We start from the raw sequence: 16,940 nt of genomic DNA on the forward strand, positions 1-16,940 counted from the left end.
CCCCTGCTAGGCGGGGCCCCGGGGTGGGCATGGGGTGGGGGGGGGCTAACCGGGCCGGGCGCCGGTGTCCGGTACAAAACCGGACACGGGCGCCGAACGGGGAGTTACTTGGCCTTCTTGGCCTGAACCTTGGCGTACTTCTGCTGGAACTTCGCGACCCGGCCGGCGGTGTCGAGAACGCGCTGCTTACCGGTGTAGAACGGGTGGCAGGCGCTGCAGGTCTCGACGTGGATCGCGCCGCCCTTGGCGGTGCTGCGGGTCGTGAACGTGTTACCGCAGGAGCAGCTGACCTCGGTGGTCGTGTACTCCGGGTGGATGTTTGCCTTCATCTCGCCTCGGTCCTCTCGTTGGTGGTCGCCGGGTCGCCGTCATCACTCGTCGCGCCGTACGCGACGGGCTCGGGCGTGAACCGGAACCGGTGTGGCCGATTGACCAGTGTGCCATGGGCCTGGGCCGACCCGGTAAGCGGGCCGCACACCTCGTCCGGCATCGTCAACACGGGCCTACCTGTCCGCATTCCCGCCGTCCGGGCAGGCATTCGTCCGGGCCGTCGTGCCCCACCCGGGGTACGCGACGGCGGACGGGCCGGTCATGCCAAAGGGGGTACGGCCGCGGCCGTACCCCCTTCGTCGTCGGTCACCGGTGCGGGATCACTCCCCCGGCGTCGACTTCGCGATCTGCATCAGGAACTCGATGTTGGTGCGGGACTGCTTGAGGCGGTCCAGCAGCAGGTCCATCGCCGCCTGCGAGTCCAGCGAGTGCAGCACCTTGCGGAGCTTGTGGATGATGGCCAGCTCCTCGGGCGCGAGCAGGACCTCTTCCTTACGGGTGCCGGACGGGTTGATATCGATGGCCGGGAAGGTCCGCTTGTCGGCGATCTTCCGGTCCAGCTTCAGCTCCGCGTTACCGGTGCCCTTGAACTCCTCGAAGATGACCGTGTCCGCCATCGAACCGGTCTCCACCAGCGCCGTGGCGATGATGGTCAGGGAGCCGCCGTTCTCGATGTTGCGGGCCGCGCCGAGGAAACGCTTCGGCGGGTAGAGCGCGGTGGAGTCGATACCACCCGACATGATCCGGCCGCTGGCCGGCGCCGCCAGGTTGTACGACCGACCGAGCCGGGTCACCGAGTCGAGCAGCACGACGACGTCGTGCCCCAGCTCGACCAGACGCTTGGCCCGCTCGATGGCCAGCTCCGCCACCGTGGTGTGGTCCTGCGGCGGACGGTCGAACGTGGCCGCGATGACCTCGCCCTTGATCGACCGCTGCATGTCGGTGACCTCTTCGGGCCGCTCGTCGACCAGCACCACCATGAGGTGGCACTCCGGGTTGTTGCGGGTGATCGCGTTGGCGATCGCCTGCAGCACCATCGTCTTACCCGCCTTGGGCGGAGACTGGATGAGCGCCCGCTGGCCCTTGCCGATCGGCATGACCAGGTCGATGACCCGGGTGGTCAGGATGTGCGGCTCGGTCTCCAGCCGCAGGCGCTCCTGCGGGTAGAGCGGCGTGAGCTTGTAGAACTCGGGCCGACGCCGCGCCTCCTCCGGCTCCATCCCGTTGATCGTGTCCAGCCGCATCAGCGGGTTGTACTTGTCCCGCCGCTGGTCGCCGCTGTTGCCGCCCTCGCGGGCCGCCCGCACGGCGCCGGTGATCGCGTCACCGCGACGCAGGCCGTACTTCTTGATCTGGGACATCGAGACGTATACGTCGTTCGGGCCGGCCAGGTAGCCGGTCGTCCGTACGAAGGCGTAGTTGTCGAGCACGTCGATGATGCCGGCCACGGGGACGAGCACCTCGTCCTCGCCGACCTGCGGCTCACGGCCGCCGCCGGTGTCCCCGCCGGTCTCGCCGCGCTCGCCACGACCACGCCGACGGTCCCGGAAGCGGCTGCGCCGGCCACGCCGACCGCCGCCCTCGCCGTCCTCGTCGTCGCTGTCGCGCTCGACGCGCTGACCACGGTCGTTACGGTCGGCGCGCTCCGAACGGTCGTTGCGGTCGCCCCGATCGTTGCGGTCGTTGCGCTCGCCCCGCTCGGCACGGTCGCTGCGGTCGTTGCGCTCGGCACGCTCACCCCGCTCGGAGCGCTCGCCCCGATCGTTGCGCTCGGCCCGCTCAGCACGCTCGCCCCGCTCAGCACGGTCGCCCCGCTCAGCACGCTCGCCCCGATCGTTACGGTCGCTCCGCTCGGCACGCTCGCCCCGGTCGTTGCGCTCGGTACGGTCGGCACGGTCGTTGCGCTCGGCACGCTCGCCCCGGTCGGAGCGGTCGTTGCGCTCGACCCGGTCACGGCGGTTCTCGCCACGCTCGGAACGCTCGCCGCTCTCGACCTCGTCGGTGCGCGCCTCGGCGCCACGCGGCTCGGAGGTGCCGACCTCGGAGGTACGGGCCTCCGCGGCAGCGGTCCGGCTGCGCCGCGAACGACTGCGGCTCTCGGTCTCGGTGGCCGGCTCGGCCGGCGCCTGGTCGGTGCTGCGACCCTCGGCCGTCGGGCGGTCCACGGTCTCCCGCACCTCCTCACGCGCCGGAGCGGCCGCCGCGGCGACCTCGGCCCGCGGTCGAGGGGTTCCGGCGGCGTTGCCGCCCTGCCGCTCGGAGATCGCGGCGATCAGCTCACCCTTGCGCATGCGAGCAGTGCCGGAGATGCCGAGCGACGCGGCCAGGCTCTGCAGCTCTGGCAGCAGCATCGCCGACAGACCGGTACCGCTGCGCCGACGACGGGCGGGAGCGGCAGCGGTGGCATCGCCAGCGACGTTGGAAACATCCGACGTCACGTCGGTGGTGTCGCTCAATGGATTCCTTCCCTCGATAAGGCCGGGACTGCCCGGAGTCGGAGCTCAGGTGGCCGGGCGGCCTCGGTTCACCCGCCTCGCAAGGACGCGTCGCGGGAGTCTGTGACACAGCAGCCGGTGGTTTCCCGACCCACCAAACGTCGGTGGGTAGGTCTCGCCGTCTGCGGCGACCTGTGGAAACTGCGGTGCGGCGTGGGCCTTGGCAGGGGTGACGGGCTGACCGCCGAGAGCTTCGGGGGTGCGCCGCCCCGCAGGAGATCGCGTGCTTCGCGGCTGTGCTAGGTCTAGAGCGTAATCAACTCTTCCGACCTGCGGCAACAGGGTCCCGCTCGGCGTGTCCAAGTCTACCCCGGGCGACCCGGGCGCCGCTGACGTCTATCGGTAACTTCCAAATCTGCCAGTCTGTTCCCGCGTCGAAGCCCGCTGGCGGCTCGCCGAACGCCAGCACGCTCGGCCCGGCCCCGGAGACCACAGCCGCCACACCCGCCTCTCGCAGCGCGCTGACCAGCGACGACGTGCCCGGCATCCCGGCCGCGCGGTAATCCTGGTGCAGCCGGTCGACGGTGGCCGGCATCAGCAGCGCCGGGTCCGTGGTGAGCGCGTGCACCAGCAACGCCGCCCGTCCCGCGGTCAACGCGGCATCGGCGTGGGGCACGGTGGCCGGCAGGGCCGCGCGCGCGGTCGCGGTCAGGCCGCGCTCGGAGGGCACGAAGACAGTAGGTCGTACGGCGTCGGCGACCGGCAGGGACACCGCACGAGCGCCGGCCGTCTCGGTCCAGGCCAGCGTGAAGCCGCCGAGCAGGCACGGCGCGACATTGTCCGGATGGCCCTCGATCTCGGCGGCCAGCAGGAGGAGAGCCGGCTCGTCCAGCCGCTCCACGCCGTCGGCGACCAGGGCACGGGCCAGCAGCACCCCGGCCACGATGGCAGCCGACGACGAGCCGAGGCCGCGCGCCTGCGGTATCCGGTTGACGCACTCCACGCTCAGGCCCGTGGGCTGCGCGCCGAGGACGTCGAAGGTGGCACGCATGGCCCGCACCACCAGGTGCTGATCGTCGGCCGGCAGCTCACCGGCACCCTGACCGGCCACCGTCACCTGGACCCCGCCGGACGACACCTCGGCGGCCAGGTCGTCGTAGAGCCCGAGGGCGAGCCCCAGCGCGTCGAAGCCCGGACCGAGGTTGGCACTCGTCGCGGGAACCCGGACCCGGACCGGCCCGGCGGTGAAGTTCGTCGGCACGCGCTCATGCTAGGACCCGACACCGACGATCCGGCCGCTCGCCCGCACCGTGGGACCGGCCGGCTGTCAGCCGGCGGCGTCGGAGACGGGTTCGGCGGACGGGTCGGTCAACGAGAGACGCCGGGTGGCGATCCGCCAGCCGACCGCGTACACGACGGTGACCAGCCCGCAGCCGGCCAGCACCACCCGCTCGTCCACCACGTCCACGACCAGGGCCACCGCCAGTTGACTCACCGAGATGGCCAGTGTCGCGAGCATCATGTCGGTGGCGAACACGCGTCCGCGCAGCCGGTCCGGCACCTCACCCTGGAGGGCGAAGTTCGACATCACCCAGTTGCTGCCCCCGGCGAAGTGCGCCACGAACACCAACAGCAGCACCAGCGGGAACCAGCGGACGACGGAAGCGCCCACATAGGACAGCCCATAGAGCGACATGGACAGCGCGAGGCCGGGCAGCAGCCAGGACCGGTTGGTCAACACCCGACGCATCAGGATGGGCCCGACCAACGCACCCGCGCCGCGTACCGCGAAGAGCAGACCCGCGCCCAGCGAACCAACCCCGTACACGCTGGCGAGCAACGGAAACACGGTCAGCACCCCGTTACCCAGGCCGACCGCCGACTTGACCGTCACCAGCGCCAGCACCCGAGGTCGGTGCCCGATGTAGCCGAGCGCCTCGCGGACCGCCGACCAGGTCCGCTGCGCCGGCAACAACGGGTCGCGGGCCACCTGCAACGGCCGGCGGATCCGCGTGGCGAGGCCCGCGGCCAGCGCCAGGCCCGCCGCCGCCACCCAGAAGCAGGCGTACGGGCCGGCGGCCGAGCTGAGCACTCCACCCAGTGAGGCGCCCACCACCGTCATGGTGCCCCAGGCCGAACCGGCCACGGCGTTGCCGGCGGCCAGCTCGTGCGGCTCCAGAACGTTGGGCAGCGCCGCCTGCGCGGCGGGCGAGTAGAACGCCTTGGCGACCGCGACGGCCCCGATCGCCACCAGCGCCAACCAGGCCGTGCCACGGTCACGGACACCGAGCAGCAGCAACACACCGGCCAGCGCGGCCACGTTCGCGACAATCATGATCTTGCGCCGGTCGAACCGGTCGGCGATCGTGCCGGTGTACGGCAGCAGCAGCGCCACGATGCCGGTGTCCACCGCCAGCACCAGGGCGCCCCAGACGCCGCTTCCCGTCAGGTGGGGCAGCAGCACCAGCAGCGGCACCATGACGAACCAGTCGGCCCCGAAGACCACCAGCTCGGCGAGGAAGAGATTGCGGAAGCTCCGATTGCCGGTAAGGACCGAAAGGGTGGACGCCACGGACCGGCACCCTACCCGGTGGGCGTCGGGGCTACACCCGCTCCCAGCAGCGACGAGACGGTGACGAAGGTGTATCCGCGCTCCCGGAGTCCGCGAATCATGTCGGGGAGGCCGCGCAGCGCGACCAGCCGCCGCCGCTGACCGACGTCGTGCCCGAGCAGGATCGTCCCGGGCCGGACGCCGTCCACGATCCGGCGGGCATGACCGGCCGGATCGTCGGGAAACTCCCGCTCCACCATCTGCAACGACCAGAGCACCAGCCGGCAGTTCAACCGGGCGGCCGCGTGCAGCACCGCACCGCCCAGGTGACCGTACGGCGGACGGACCAGGCGGGGGGCCCGGCCCGTCACGTCGGTGATCACGTCGTGGGTGCGACTCAGGTCGTCGTACGCCTCGGCGGCGTCCAACTGGGCGAGGTCCCGGTGCGCCCAGCTGTGATTGCCCACCTCGTGCTCGCCGAGCCGGTCGCGTATGAGGTCGGGGTGCTTACGGACCTGGCTGCCGACCAGGAAGAACGTGGCGGGCACCCGGTGCTGGGCGAGGGTGTCCAGCACCATGGGCGTCCACTGTGGCGCCGGGCCGTCGTCGAAGGTGAGCGCGACCAGCCGCTGGGTGGTCGATCCCGACCAGACGACCGGCAGGACGCCGGCGCCGACGTCCTGCGCCCCGTTGCCGACGGTGGCGCTGGCCGGGCCGCCGGCAAGAGGCAGCCGCCGGTGGGTCAACCAGACGTCCGTGACGCCCGCCCCGGCGGCCGCTCCGGTCACCACCAGGGCGCTTCGGCGCAGCAGGTCGCGCCGGGACCACCCGCGCGCGCCCTCGGTCATCCGCCTGCCCCACTGGTCACCGCCGACATCTACCAGGAGTATGCAAGAAGTGACGCGAAGCTGCGGTCAGGTCGTTCGATCGATGTGGGCACAAAGAGCAGCGCCCCCGACAGGAGATCCTGCCGGGGGCGCTGCCCGCGATGTCGGTCGGCTACTCGGTCGGCTCCGACGGGGGCAGCGGCGACCTGCGGCTGCGGGGCAACCGCAGCACCTCGAACTGGTCCGTGCCGTCCACCAGCGCACCGGACGGCGCGGGGCGCGTCGCCGACGGCTGCGCGCTCTCGGCCGACGCGGCCGGTGCGCCCGTCGGCACCGCCACCTGGTTCGGACCGTCCGGCTCGACGTTCTCCGACCCGCTCGGCACGGCGTCGCCGGAGCGCCGCCGATGACGCCGCTCCCGCAGCGACTCCTTGGTGTGCTCCACCATCGAGTAGAGCGTCGGCACCAGGACCAGCGTCAGCAGCGTCGAGCTGAGCAGGCCACCGATCACCACGACCGCCAGCGGCTGCGAGATGAACCCACCCTCGCCGGTCAGCCCGAAGGCCATCGGCAGCAGCGCGAAGATCGTCGCGACCGCGGTCATCAGGATCGGTCGCAGCCGACGCCGGCCACCCTCGACCACCGCCTCCTGGACTCCCATGCCCCGCGCCCGGTACTGGTTGATCAGGTCGAGCAGCACGATCGCGTTGGTCACCACGATGCCGACCAGCATCAGCACACCGATCAACGCCGGCACGCCGAGCGGCGTACCGGTGATCAGCAGCAGACCGATCGCGCCGGTGGACGCGAACGGGATGGAGATCAGCAGGATCAACGCCTGGGTGAGGCTGCGGAACGTGGCCACCATGATCAGGAACACGATCGCGATGGCGACGAGCACCGCCAGGCCCAGGTCGCCGAACGCGTCCGACTGGTCGGCGCTGACTCCACCGATGGTGAGGGTCGCTCCCGGGACGTCGATGCCGTCGAGCCGCTTCTGCAGCTCCTTCGTGGTCGCGCCCAGGTTGGACCCGGTCGCCGCGCCGGTCACCGAGACGCTGCGCTCACCGTCGATCCGGGTCACCTGCTGCGGCCCCTCGGCCTGCGTGACGTCCGCGATGTCGTCGAGCTTCACCGGCCCGACCGGAAGGGCGCGCAGCTCCTCCACCGAGACCGGAGCGGTCGCGCTCAACCGCAGCACCACGTCCTGCTGACGCCCGTCGAGCGCCACCTGACCCAGCGGAGCGCCACGGAACGCCTGCGACACGAGCTGACCCACGGCGGCCTCGGTGAGGCCGACCCGACCGGCAGCGACCCGGTCGACGGTCACGTCCACCCGCGGCACCCGCGCGGCGAGGCTCGTGGTGACGTCCTCGACGTCCGGGACGTCGTCCATCGCCGTACGGGCCGCCTCGGCGGCGCGGGTCAGCACCTCCGGGTCGCTGGCCTGGACGATCACCTCGAGCTGACTGGTCGACGCGTCCTGGCCACCGCCGAAGCTGACCTCGCCCACGCTGGTGCCGAGCTTGTCGAACTCCCGGCGCAGCTCCTCGCGTACCTGCTTGGCGTCCTTGTCGCCGCCGAGCGCCAATGACCAGCTCGCGACGTTGTTACCGCCGCCACCCGCCCACGGCGTGTCGCCGCCGCCGGCCGTCACCTGGTACGTCTCGACTCCGTCGATCCGGCCGAGGACCGCCTCGACCTGCTTGGCCGCCGCGTCGGTGGCGGCCAGACCGCTGCCCGCCGGCAGCTCCTGCCGGAAGCTGAGCGTGTCCTGGCCGGAGTCGTCCAGGAAGTTCGTCTCCAGCTTCTGCGCCAGCCCGAAGGTGGCGAAGAGCACCAGCAGGCCGAGCCCGACGGTGATCCAGCGGGTCGACCGCTTACGGGTGGCGAAGCCGATCACCGGCAGGTACGCCCGCTGCAACGGGTTGTGCAGCTCCTTCTCCTCCGCGTCACGACGCACCGCCTCGTCGTCGACGGTGCCGCCACGCGGCTTGAGGAACCAGTACGCCAGCACCGGGATCACCGTCAGCGAGACCAGCAGCGAGGCGAGCAGGGCCACCGTCACGGTGATCGCGAACGGCGCGAAGAGCTGCCCCACGAACCCGCCGACCAGCGCGATCGGGGCGAACACCGCGACCGTGGTGAGGGTGGACGCGGTCACCGCGCCGGCCACCTCACGGACGCCGGTGATGATCGCGTGCTGCTTCTCCTCGCCGTACTCCAGATGCCGTTTGATGTTTTCCAGCACGACAATCGAGTCATCCACCACCCGGCCCACCGCGATGGTCAGCGCGCCGAGGGTGAGCAGGTTGAGCGAGTAGTCGCCGATCCAGAGGGCGATCAGCGCCACCAGCACGGAGAGCGGGATGGAGACCGCGGTGACCACGGTCGAGCGCACCGACAGCAGGAAGACCAGGATGACGATGACCGCCATCAGCAGGCCCAGCAAGCCCTCGGTGGTCAACGACTCGATCGACTTCTCCACGAACGGCGCCTGGTCGAACACCACCGTCAGGTCCGCGCCGGAGGCGTCCTTCAGGTCGGCCAGCCGGTCGCGGATCTCGTGGGAGATCGCCACCGCGTTGCCGTCCGGCGAAGCGGTGACGGCGATACCGAGGCTGTCCTTGCCGTTGGTCCGGGTGATCGCGGTGGCCGGGGCGAGCTGCTGCTCGACCGTCGCCACGTCACCGAGGCGCACCGGCGCTGCGCCGGGCGCGACGACGATGCCGCGCAGGTCGTCCACGGTGGCGACCGGCGTTCCGACCTGCACGGGCAGGGCCAGACCCCCCGAGGTCACCGCGCCGGCCGGGATGGAGACGCCGTTGGTCTTCAGGGCGGTGCCGATCGCGGTCGGCGCGAGCTTCGCCGCGGTCAGCTTGGCCGGGTCCGGGGTGACCACCACGACGTCGTCGCGGGTGCCGGTCACCTCGACCGTACGAACGCCCTCGATGCCCTCCAGCTCCGGCACCACCGTCGCGCGCAGCTTCTCGGCGAGCGCCCGCTCGTCCGCGCCGCCGGCCGCGGCCAGCACCACCGCCGGCAGGTCGTCGGTGCTGCCCGCGATGACCTGCGGGTCGACGCTGTCCGGCAACTGGGCGTCGATCCGGCTCAGCGCGGTCTGCATCTTGTTGACCACGTCGTCCAGGTCGGTGCCGAACTCGTACTCGACCTGGACGGTGGCCGAACCCTCGCGGGACGTGGAGGTGACCTTGTCCAGCCCCGGAATGCCCTGCAGGGCGTTCTCGATCGGCTCGGTCACCTGCGACTCGACGATCTCGGGTCCGGCGCCGGGGTAGGCGGCCACGATGAACGCGGCCGGGAACTCGAGCGACGGCAGCAGTTGCTGCTTCAGCGACGGCACGGCGAACGCTCCGAACGCCGTGGTCACCACCGCGATGAGGGCGACCAGCCCTCGGTTGGCGAGGCTGAATCTGGCGAGCAGCGACATCGGCCTGGCTCACTCCTGAAAGAGAATGCGGGCGGGGATACCTGAAAGTGTGCCGGACTCGATCACCGGAACCCCCGCCGCCCCCGGCGGCGGCCCACCGCCAGCCGCGCCAGCGCTCTCAGGCGAGGTCGAGGGCCCGGGCCGCGGCCAACGGATCGTTGCCGATGGTCAGCGGGGCGGGCGCGGTGGAGATCGCCCACTCCGGGTCCTTCAGGCCGTGACCGGTCACCGTGCAGACCACCGTCGAACCGGCCGGCACCGCGCCCGCCGCGGCCTGCTGGAGCAGGCCGGCCACGCTGGCCGCGCTGCCCAACTCGACGAACACGCCCACCTCACGGGCGAGCAGCCGGTACGCCGACAGGATCTCCCGGTCGGTCACCGCCGCGATGAGGCCGCCGGAGGCTTCCCGGGCGTCGAGCGCCTTCGTCCAGCTCGCCGGGTTGCCGATCCGGATCGCGGTGGCGATGGTGGACGGCTCCGGCACCACCTGGCCGGTCACGATCGGCGCCGCTCCGGACGCCTGGAAGCCGTACATCTTGGGCGCGCGGGTGGTGACGCCGGCGGCCTGCTCCTCCGAGTACCCCATCCAGTACGCGGAGATGTTTCCGGCGTTGCCGACCGGCAGGCAGTGGATGTCCGGAGCGTCGCCGAGCGCCTCCACGATCTCGAACGCGGCCGTCTTCTGCCCGTGCAGGCGGTCGATGTTGACCGAGTTGACCAGGGCGACCGGGTGATCCTGGGCGAGCTTGGCGGCGAGCGCCAGGCAGTCGTCGAAGTTGCCGCTGACCTGGAGCAGCTTCGCCCCGTGCACCAGCGCCTGGGCCAGCTTGCCCAACGCGATCTTGCCCTGCGGCACCAGCACCGCGCAGGTCAGCCCGGCCCGCGCCGCGTACGCCGCGGCGGAGGCGCTGGTGTTGCCGGTGGAGGCGCAGATGATCGCCTTGTTGCCGGCCTCGACCGCCTTCGACACCGCGAGGGTCATCCCCCGGTCCTTGAAGGAGCCGGTCGGGTTGGCCCCCTCCACCTTCAGGTAGACGTCACAGCCCAGCCGGGCCGAGAGCACGGGCGCCGGCAGCAGCGGGGTGTTCCCCTCGTGCAACGTGACGACCGGCGTGGCCGTGGTGACGGGCAGCCGATCCCGGTACGCCTCGATCAGACCCCGCCACATGTCAATCTCCTCGCTTTACCGCAGCTCCGACCCGAGCACCAGGTCACCCTGGACCACCCTGCCGGAGCCATCGATGGCACACCCCGGGTTACCCACCTGGCGGGACGCCCGAGCCGCCCTGATGGTCCAACGACTCAGGCGCCGCCCTCGACCCGCAGCACGCTCGTCACCGACCGGACGATGTCCAGACCGCGCAGCTCGTCGACGGTCGCGGCGAGCGCGGCGTCCGGCGCCACGTGGGTGACGATGACCAGCTCGGCGTCGCCGTCGCGGCCGGGAGCGCCACCGGCCGAGCCCTGGCGCACGGTCGCGATCGACACGTCGTGCCGGGCGAACACGCTCGCCACGGCGGCCAGCACACCCGAGCGGTCGGCCACGTCGAGGCTGACGTGGTAGCGGGTCAGCGCCTCGCCCATCGGCCGCACCGACAGGTCGGCGTACGCGCTCTCGCTGGCCGCGCGGACCCCGGCGAGCCGGTTGCGGGACACCGCCACCACGTCGCCGAGCACGGCGCTGGCGGTCGGCGCGCCGCCCGCGCCCCGGCCGTAGAACATGAGCTGACCGGCCGCGTCCGCCTCGACGAAGACCGCGTTGAACGCATCGCCGACGCTGGCCAGCGGGTGGCTACGCGGGATCATCGCCGGGTGCACCCGGACGCTGACCGTCTCCTGACCGGCCGCGTCGACGCCCCGGGCCGCGATGCAGAGCAGCTTGATCGTGCAGCCCATCGCCTGGGCGCTGGCCATGTCCGCGGCGGTCACCTCGGTGATGCCCTCGCGGTGCACGTCGGCCGCGCCGACCCGGGTGTGGAACGCCAACGAGGCGAGGATCGCGGCCTTGGCCGCGGCGTCGAAGCCCTCCACGTCGGCGGTGGGGTCGGCCTCGGCGTACCCCAGCTCGGTGGCCTCTTCCAGGGCCTCGGCGAAGCCGGCGCCGGTGGCGTCCATCGCGGACAGGATGAAGTTGGTGGTGCCGTTGACGATGCCGGTGACCCGGTTGATCCGGTCGCCGTGCAGCGACTCGCGCAGCGGGCGCAGCAGCGGGATGGCGCCGGCGACGGACGCCTCGTAGTAGAGGTCCCCGCCACCCTCGGCGGCTGCCTCGTGCAGGGCCACGCCGTCCTCGGCGAGCAGCGCCTTGTTGGCGGTGACCACGCTCTTGCCGGCGCGCAGCGCCTCGACCAGCCAACTCCGGGCCGGCTCGATCCCGCCGACCACCTCGATGACCACGTCCACGTCGTCGCGTTTGATCAGGCCGAGCGCGTCGGTGGTGAACAGGCTCTCGTCGATCGGCAGGTCACCACGGTCGCGGCCGAGCCGACGGACGGCGACGCCGGCGATCTCCAGTGGAGCGCCGATGCGGGCGGCCAGGTCGGCCGACTGCTCGTGCAGCAGCCGGACCACCTCCTGGCCGACCGTGCCGCAGCCGAGCAGAGCCAAGCGCACAGGTGACGTCATCCCACATCCAATGCCAGCAGGTCCTCTTCGGTCTCCCGCCGGACGATCAGGCGCGCCTGGCCGTCACGTACCGCGACGACCGGCGGCCGGGGCACATGGTTGTAGTTGCTGGCCATGCTCCGGCAGTACGCGCCGGTGCCGGGTACCGCGACAAGATCTCCGGGCTGCACGTCGGCGGGCAGGAATTCATCCTTCACCACGATGTCCCCGGACTCACAGTGCTTTCCCACCACGCGGGCGAGCAACGGCGCCGCGTCCGAGGCGCGCGAGGCCAGCGTCGCGGAGTAGGACGCGTCGTAGAGGGCGGTACGGATGTTGTCGCTCATCCCGCCGTCCACGCTGACGTACGTCCGGATGCCGTCGAGGTCCTTGACCGTGCCGACCTCGTAGAGCGTGAACACGGCCGGCCCGACGATGGCCCGGCCCGGCTCGATCGACAGGTGGGGAACGGCCAGGTTCTCCGCCGCGCACTCCGAGTCGACGATCTTGCGCAGCCGCTTGGCCAGGTCCTGCGGGGTCGCCGGGTCGTCCTGGGTGGTGTACGCGATGCCGAAGCCGCCGCCCAGGTCCAACTCGGGAAGCTCCACCCCCCGGGCGTCGCGGATCTGCGCCTGCAGGGCGAGCACCCGACGGGCCGACACCTCGAAGCCGCTGGCGTCGAAGATCTGCGACCCGATGTGCGAGTGCAGCCCACGCAGCTCCAGTACGTCCTCGTCGAGGATCTTGAACGCGGCGTTGGCCGCCGCTCCCCCGGCCAGGGAGAAGCCGAACTTCTGGTCCTCGTGGGCGGTCGCGATGAACTCGTGGGTGTGCGCCTCGACGCCCACGGTGACCCGGACCAGCACCCGGGGGCGGACGCCGCGCTCGCGGGCCAGCGCGGTCAGCCGGTCGATCTCGGTGAACGAGTCGACGATGATGCGGCCCACCCCGGCGTCCAGCGCCCGACCCAGCTCGGCGACCGACTTGTTGTTGCCGTGGAAGCCGATCCGCTCCGGCGGCATCCCGGCCGAGAGCGCGGTGGCCAGCTCGCCGCCGGTGCAGACGTCCAGGTGCAGGCCCTCCTCGGCGATCATCCGGACCACCGCCCGGCAGAGGAACGCCTTGCCCGCGTAGTAGACGTCCTCGGTCGGGAAGGCCGCCCGGAAGTCGCGGCAGCGTGAGCGCAGGTCGGCCTCGTCGAGGACGTACACCGGGGTGCCGAACTCGGTCGCGATGTCGCGGACGCTCAGGCCCGCGACGGCGACCGCGCCGTCCGCGCCGCGCGTCACGCTGCGCGGCCACAGCGCCGGCACGAGGGCGTTGACGTCGGCCGGGGTACGCAGCCAGGCCGGCCCCTGGTTGCTGATGTCCGCGTGCAGCGCACCAGCCTCGTGAGCCCGCATGTCACATCCTCTCGGGGGCGGAGACGCCGAGCAGGCGCAGACCGTTGGCGATCACCGTGCGGGTGGCGTTGTTGAGCCAGAGCCGGGCGCGGTGCAGGTCGGTGACCTCCTCGTCGCCCAACGGCAGCACCCGGCAGTTGTCGTAGAACCGGTGGTAGGAGGCGGCGACGCTCTCCTCCAGGTAGCGGGCCACCCGGTGCGGCTCGCGCAGCTCGGCGGCCGTGGCCACCACCGCCGGGAACTCGGCGAGCGCCTTGAGCAGCTCGTTCTCCTTCTCGTGCTCGAGCAGCTCGGGGCGGAACGCGTCGGCGTCGCCCGGAACCAGGCCCACCTCGGCGGCGTTGCGGGCCACGCCCGCCGTCCGCGCGGCCACGTACTGCACGTAGTAGACCGGGTTGTCGCGGGTCGCCCGCGTCCACAGCTCGATGTCGATGTCGATCGGTGAGTCGCTGGAGTAACGGGCCAACGCGTACCGGGAGGCGTCCACGCCGATCGCCTCGACCAGGTCCTCCAGGGTGATCACCGTGCCGGCCCGCTTGCTCATTCGCATCGGGGCGCCGTCGCGCAGCAGGTTGACCAGCTGCCCGATGAGGATCTCCAGGTTGCGCTCCGGGTCGTCGCCGAAGCAGGCGGACATCGCCTTCATCCGGCCGATGTAGCCGTGGTGGTCGGCGCCCAGCATGATCACGACCCGCTCGAAGCCGCGCTCCCGCTTGTCCAGGTAGTAGGCGCAGTCCGCGGCGAAGTACGTCCACTCGCCGTTGGACTTGCGCAGCACCCGGTCCTTGTCGTCACCGAAGTCGGTGGTCCGCAGCCAGGTCGCGCCCTCGGACTCGTACAGGTGGCCCTGCTCGCGCAGCCGCGCCAGCGCGAGGTCCAGCTCGCCCCGATCGTGCAGGTCCTTCTCATTGAAGTAGGTGTCGAACTCCACGCCGAAGTCCCGCAGCGACGAGCGGATCTCGTCGAACATCAACGCGACACCCTCGACGCGGAACACCTCCTGGGCGGCGGCGTCGTCCAGGCCGAGCACGTCGGGCCGGCGGGCCTGCACCTCGGTCGCGATCTCCGCGATGTACGCGCCGCCGTAGCCGTCCTCCGGCACGGCCTCGCCCTTCGCGGTGGCCAGCAGCGACCGGGCGAAGCGGTCGATCTGCGAACCGGCGTCGTTGAAGTAGTACTCCGTGCCGACCTCGGCGCCGGTGGCCCGCAGCAGCCGGCTCAGCGCGTCGCCGACGGCCGCCCAGCGGACGCCCCCGATGTGCACGGGACCGGTGGGGTTGGCCGACACGAACTCCAGGTTGATCTTCTCGCCCGCGAGGCGGTCGCTGCGGCCGTACTCCGCGCCGGCCTCGACGATCACCCGGGCGAGCTGGCCGGCGGCGGCGGCGTCCAGCCGGATATTGAGAAAGCCCGGCCCGGCGATCTCCACCGACTTGACCCCGGGCGCCCGACCCAGCTCGTCGGCGAGGGCGCTGGCCAGCTCACGCGGCGGGACGCCCACCTTCTTGCTCAACTGCAGAGCGAGCGTGGAGGCGTAGTCGCCGTGCTCGGGGTTGCGCGGTCGCTCCACCACCGTGCGCTCCGGCAGCGCGGCGTGATCCAGGCCACGGTCGGTGAAGACGGCGTGGGCGGCGGTGAGGACGACCGAGGCGAGTTCTGCAGGAGTCACCCAACCATGTTATCGGGGGTAGACTCGGGCACTCGGCGGCTACCCTGCGCGTCAACCGGCCCGCCATCTCCCCTGACCGACCGACTTGACGAGGCACGATGAGCATCAGCACCCCGGGTGGCCCAGAGCGCCGCCCGACCGTGGTCAGCACCGGCAAGAAGCCGGCCGCAGGCCGGCCGGCGCCTGGCGCCAAGGCCGGTACCGGCAAGCCGACGGGCTCCCCCCGGGCCGGTGGCAAGGGCCCGCGCAAGCCGGTCGCACCGGTCAAGGTGAGCCAGGGCCGGGCGTGGGGTCCGATCGCGCTCTTCGTCGCCGTGGGCGTCCTCGCGGCCGGCATCATCGGCTACGGCGCCTGGGCCGCGGTCCAGGGCTCCAAGCCGTGGGACAAGCGGGCCAACGCCATCGACGGCATCACCAACATCCGCAAGTCCGACCCGGAGAGCCTCAAGTACGAGGCGCACAAGGCCGGCCCGCTGACCTACAAGTACTCGCCGCCCGTGGGTGGCGTGCACAACGCGGCCTGGCAGAACTGCATGGGCGACGTGTACGACGCCCCGATCGCCAGCGAGCACGCCGTGCACAGCCTCGAGCACGGCGCGGTGTGGATCACGTACCGCCCGGACCTGCCCAAGGACCAGGTCGACAAGCTCGCCGGCAAGGTGCGTGGCGTCGAGAAGATGCTGATGAGCCCGTACGAGGGCCTGGACAAGCCGATCTCGCTCCAGGCGTGGGGCTACCAGCTCAAGGTCGACAACGCCGACGACAAGCGGATCGACGACTTCATCAAGGACCTGCGGGTGAACGCCTCGGTCGAGGGCCCCACGGCGCTCTGCAACCAGGGCGTCACCGCCACCGGCACCACCCCGCGTGAGCTCCAGCAGCAGCCGCCCACCCAGTAAGGACCTCGATGACAGCCCCCACCACCACCGACAGCGAGTACGACGAGACCCAGGCCGGCCCAGACGAGGGCGGCCGGGCGCCGGCACGGCGCTACGGGCTGCTCGCGCTTACCGCCCTGCTGGTGGTGGGGCTGTTGCTCGGGTACGCCGGCGGTCTGCTCACCCCCCGGCTCACCCGCCCCGGTGACGCCTCGGTCGAGGCGGGTTTCGCCCGGGACATGACGACCCACCACACCCAGGCCGTGGAGATGAGCCTGATCGCGTACCGGTCGGCGACGCTGCCCGAGGTCCGGCAGATCGCCGTCGACATCGCCACCGGCCAGCAGGGTGAGATCGGCGCCATGCAGACCTGGCTGCGCGAGTGGGGGCTGAGCCCGACCGGCTCGCAGCCGCCGATGTCGTGGATGTCCGACGGCGCGGCCGTCAAGGACGGGCTGATGCCGGGCATGGCCACGCCGCAGCAGATGGCCGCCCTGCGCGACGCCAAGGGCATCGAGGTCGACCGGCAGTTCCTGACCCTCATGTACAACCACCACCTGGGCGGGATCCACATGATCGACGCGGCGCTCGCCGAGACCGACAACGCCGAGGTGGTACGGGTGGCCGAGACCATGAAGTCCACCCAGCAGTCCGAGCTGAACAACCTCCGGCAGCTCCAGGCGCAGGCCAAGGGCTGATCCACTCCGCACGGGCACACCGGGCCCTCGCTTTATGCGGCGCTGCCCGTTTACTACGACCCCGATTTTAAGTCGGTCATCCTGGAGAATGGTG

General features: G+C 71.6%; 12 protein-coding genes. 2 read left to right on the forward strand and 10 right to left on the reverse strand.

Going from position 1 to position 16,940, the window contains the following annotated elements; translation table 11 throughout:
• Positions 1-104: 104 nt before the first annotated feature.
• The 10 genes from rpmE to argS all read right to left on the reverse strand — a co-directional run bounded on the left by rpmE (position 105) and on the right by argS (position 15,270).
• Positions 105-329 carry a 50S ribosomal protein L31 gene (gene rpmE / locus AB0J36_RS33050; RefSeq protein ID WP_088987870.1) on the reverse strand — a complete coding sequence of 75 codons (225 nt, stop codon included), beginning with the start codon at positions 327-329 and terminating at the stop codon, positions 105-107.
• A 321-nt stretch (positions 330-650) separates the two neighbouring features.
• Complete coding sequence (gene rho / locus AB0J36_RS33055; RefSeq protein ID WP_363661531.1) at positions 651-2,786, reverse strand: transcription termination factor Rho; 2,136 nt, start codon at positions 2,784-2,786, stop codon at positions 651-653.
• A gap of 295 nt (positions 2,787-3,081) precedes the next feature.
• Positions 3,082-4,026: a homoserine kinase gene (gene thrB / locus AB0J36_RS33060; RefSeq protein WP_363661532.1), complete on the reverse strand. Its 945-nt coding sequence runs from the start codon at positions 4,024-4,026 to the stop codon at positions 3,082-3,084.
• A gap of 66 nt (positions 4,027-4,092) precedes the next feature.
• Entirely contained in the window at positions 4,093-5,337 is a 1,245-nt protein-coding gene (locus AB0J36_RS33065; protein ID WP_363661533.1) for an MFS transporter, read from the reverse strand.
• 11 nt (positions 5,338-5,348) lie between these two features.
• Entirely contained in the window at positions 5,349-6,164 is an 816-nt protein-coding gene (locus tag AB0J36_RS33070; RefSeq protein WP_363661534.1) for a polysaccharide deacetylase family protein, read from the reverse strand.
• Positions 6,165-6,315: 151 nt separating this feature from the next.
• Positions 6,316-9,594, reverse strand: a complete 3,279-nt coding sequence (locus AB0J36_RS33075) for an efflux RND transporter permease subunit (protein WP_363661535.1) — start codon at positions 9,592-9,594, stop codon at positions 6,316-6,318.
• 118 nt (positions 9,595-9,712) lie between these two features.
• Positions 9,713-10,762, reverse strand: a complete 1,050-nt coding sequence (thrC, locus tag AB0J36_RS33080; RefSeq protein ID WP_357133925.1) for a threonine synthase — start codon at positions 10,760-10,762, stop codon at positions 9,713-9,715.
• 134 nt (positions 10,763-10,896) lie between these two features.
• Positions 10,897-12,207: a homoserine dehydrogenase gene (locus AB0J36_RS33085; protein ID WP_357134032.1), complete on the reverse strand. Its 1,311-nt coding sequence runs from the start codon at positions 12,205-12,207 to the stop codon at positions 10,897-10,899.
• Positions 12,208-12,215: 8 nt separating this feature from the next.
• Positions 12,216-13,601: a diaminopimelate decarboxylase gene (gene lysA, locus AB0J36_RS33090; protein ID WP_357174565.1), complete on the reverse strand. Its 1,386-nt coding sequence runs from the start codon at positions 13,599-13,601 to the stop codon at positions 12,216-12,218.
• Position 13,602: 1 nt separating this feature from the next.
• Positions 13,603-15,270, reverse strand: coding sequence for an arginine--tRNA ligase (gene argS / locus AB0J36_RS33095; RefSeq protein WP_357133919.1), 1,668 nt, complete (start codon positions 15,268-15,270; stop codon positions 13,603-13,605).
• Positions 15,271-15,368: 98 nt separating this feature from the next.
• Here argS and AB0J36_RS33100 point away from each other — a divergent pair, with 98 nt between their 5' ends.
• Both AB0J36_RS33100 and AB0J36_RS33105 read left to right on the forward strand, forming a co-directional pair.
• Positions 15,369-16,169 (forward strand): DUF3105 domain-containing protein, encoded by an 801-nt coding sequence (locus tag AB0J36_RS33100; protein WP_357174562.1) that lies wholly within the window; start codon positions 15,369-15,371, stop codon positions 16,167-16,169.
• A gap of 8 nt (positions 16,170-16,177) precedes the next feature.
• Positions 16,178-16,846 (forward strand): DUF305 domain-containing protein, encoded by a 669-nt coding sequence (locus AB0J36_RS33105; RefSeq protein ID WP_357174559.1) that lies wholly within the window; start codon positions 16,178-16,180, stop codon positions 16,844-16,846.
• Positions 16,847-16,940: the final 94 nt, after the last annotated feature.

Source organism: Micromonospora sp. NPDC049662 (genome assembly GCF_040675055.1).
Taxonomy (GTDB): Bacteria; Actinomycetota; Actinomycetes; order Mycobacteriales; family Micromonosporaceae; genus Micromonospora.

Coding starts and splice junctions, on each gene's coding strand:
- AB0J36_RS33075 (WP_363661535.1), bottom strand. CDS start 9,594: ATGTCGCTGCTCGCCAGATTCAGCCTCGCCAACCGAGGGCTGGTCGCC.
- AB0J36_RS33070 (WP_363661534.1), bottom strand. CDS start 6,164: ATGACCGAGGGCGCGCGCGGGTGGTCCCGGCGCGACCTGCTGCGCCGA.
- AB0J36_RS33105 (WP_357174559.1), top strand. CDS start 16,178: ATGACAGCCCCCACCACCACCGACAGCGAGTACGACGAGACCCAGGCC.
- AB0J36_RS33100 (WP_357174562.1), top strand. CDS start 15,369: ATGAGCATCAGCACCCCGGGTGGCCCAGAGCGCCGCCCGACCGTGGTC.
- thrC (WP_357133925.1), bottom strand. CDS start 10,762: ATGTGGCGGGGTCTGATCGAGGCGTACCGGGATCGGCTGCCCGTCACC.
- lysA (WP_357174565.1), bottom strand. CDS start 13,601: ATGCGGGCTCACGAGGCTGGTGCGCTGCACGCGGACATCAGCAACCAG.
- rpmE (WP_088987870.1), bottom strand. CDS start 329: ATGAAGGCAAACATCCACCCGGAGTACACGACCACCGAGGTCAGCTGC.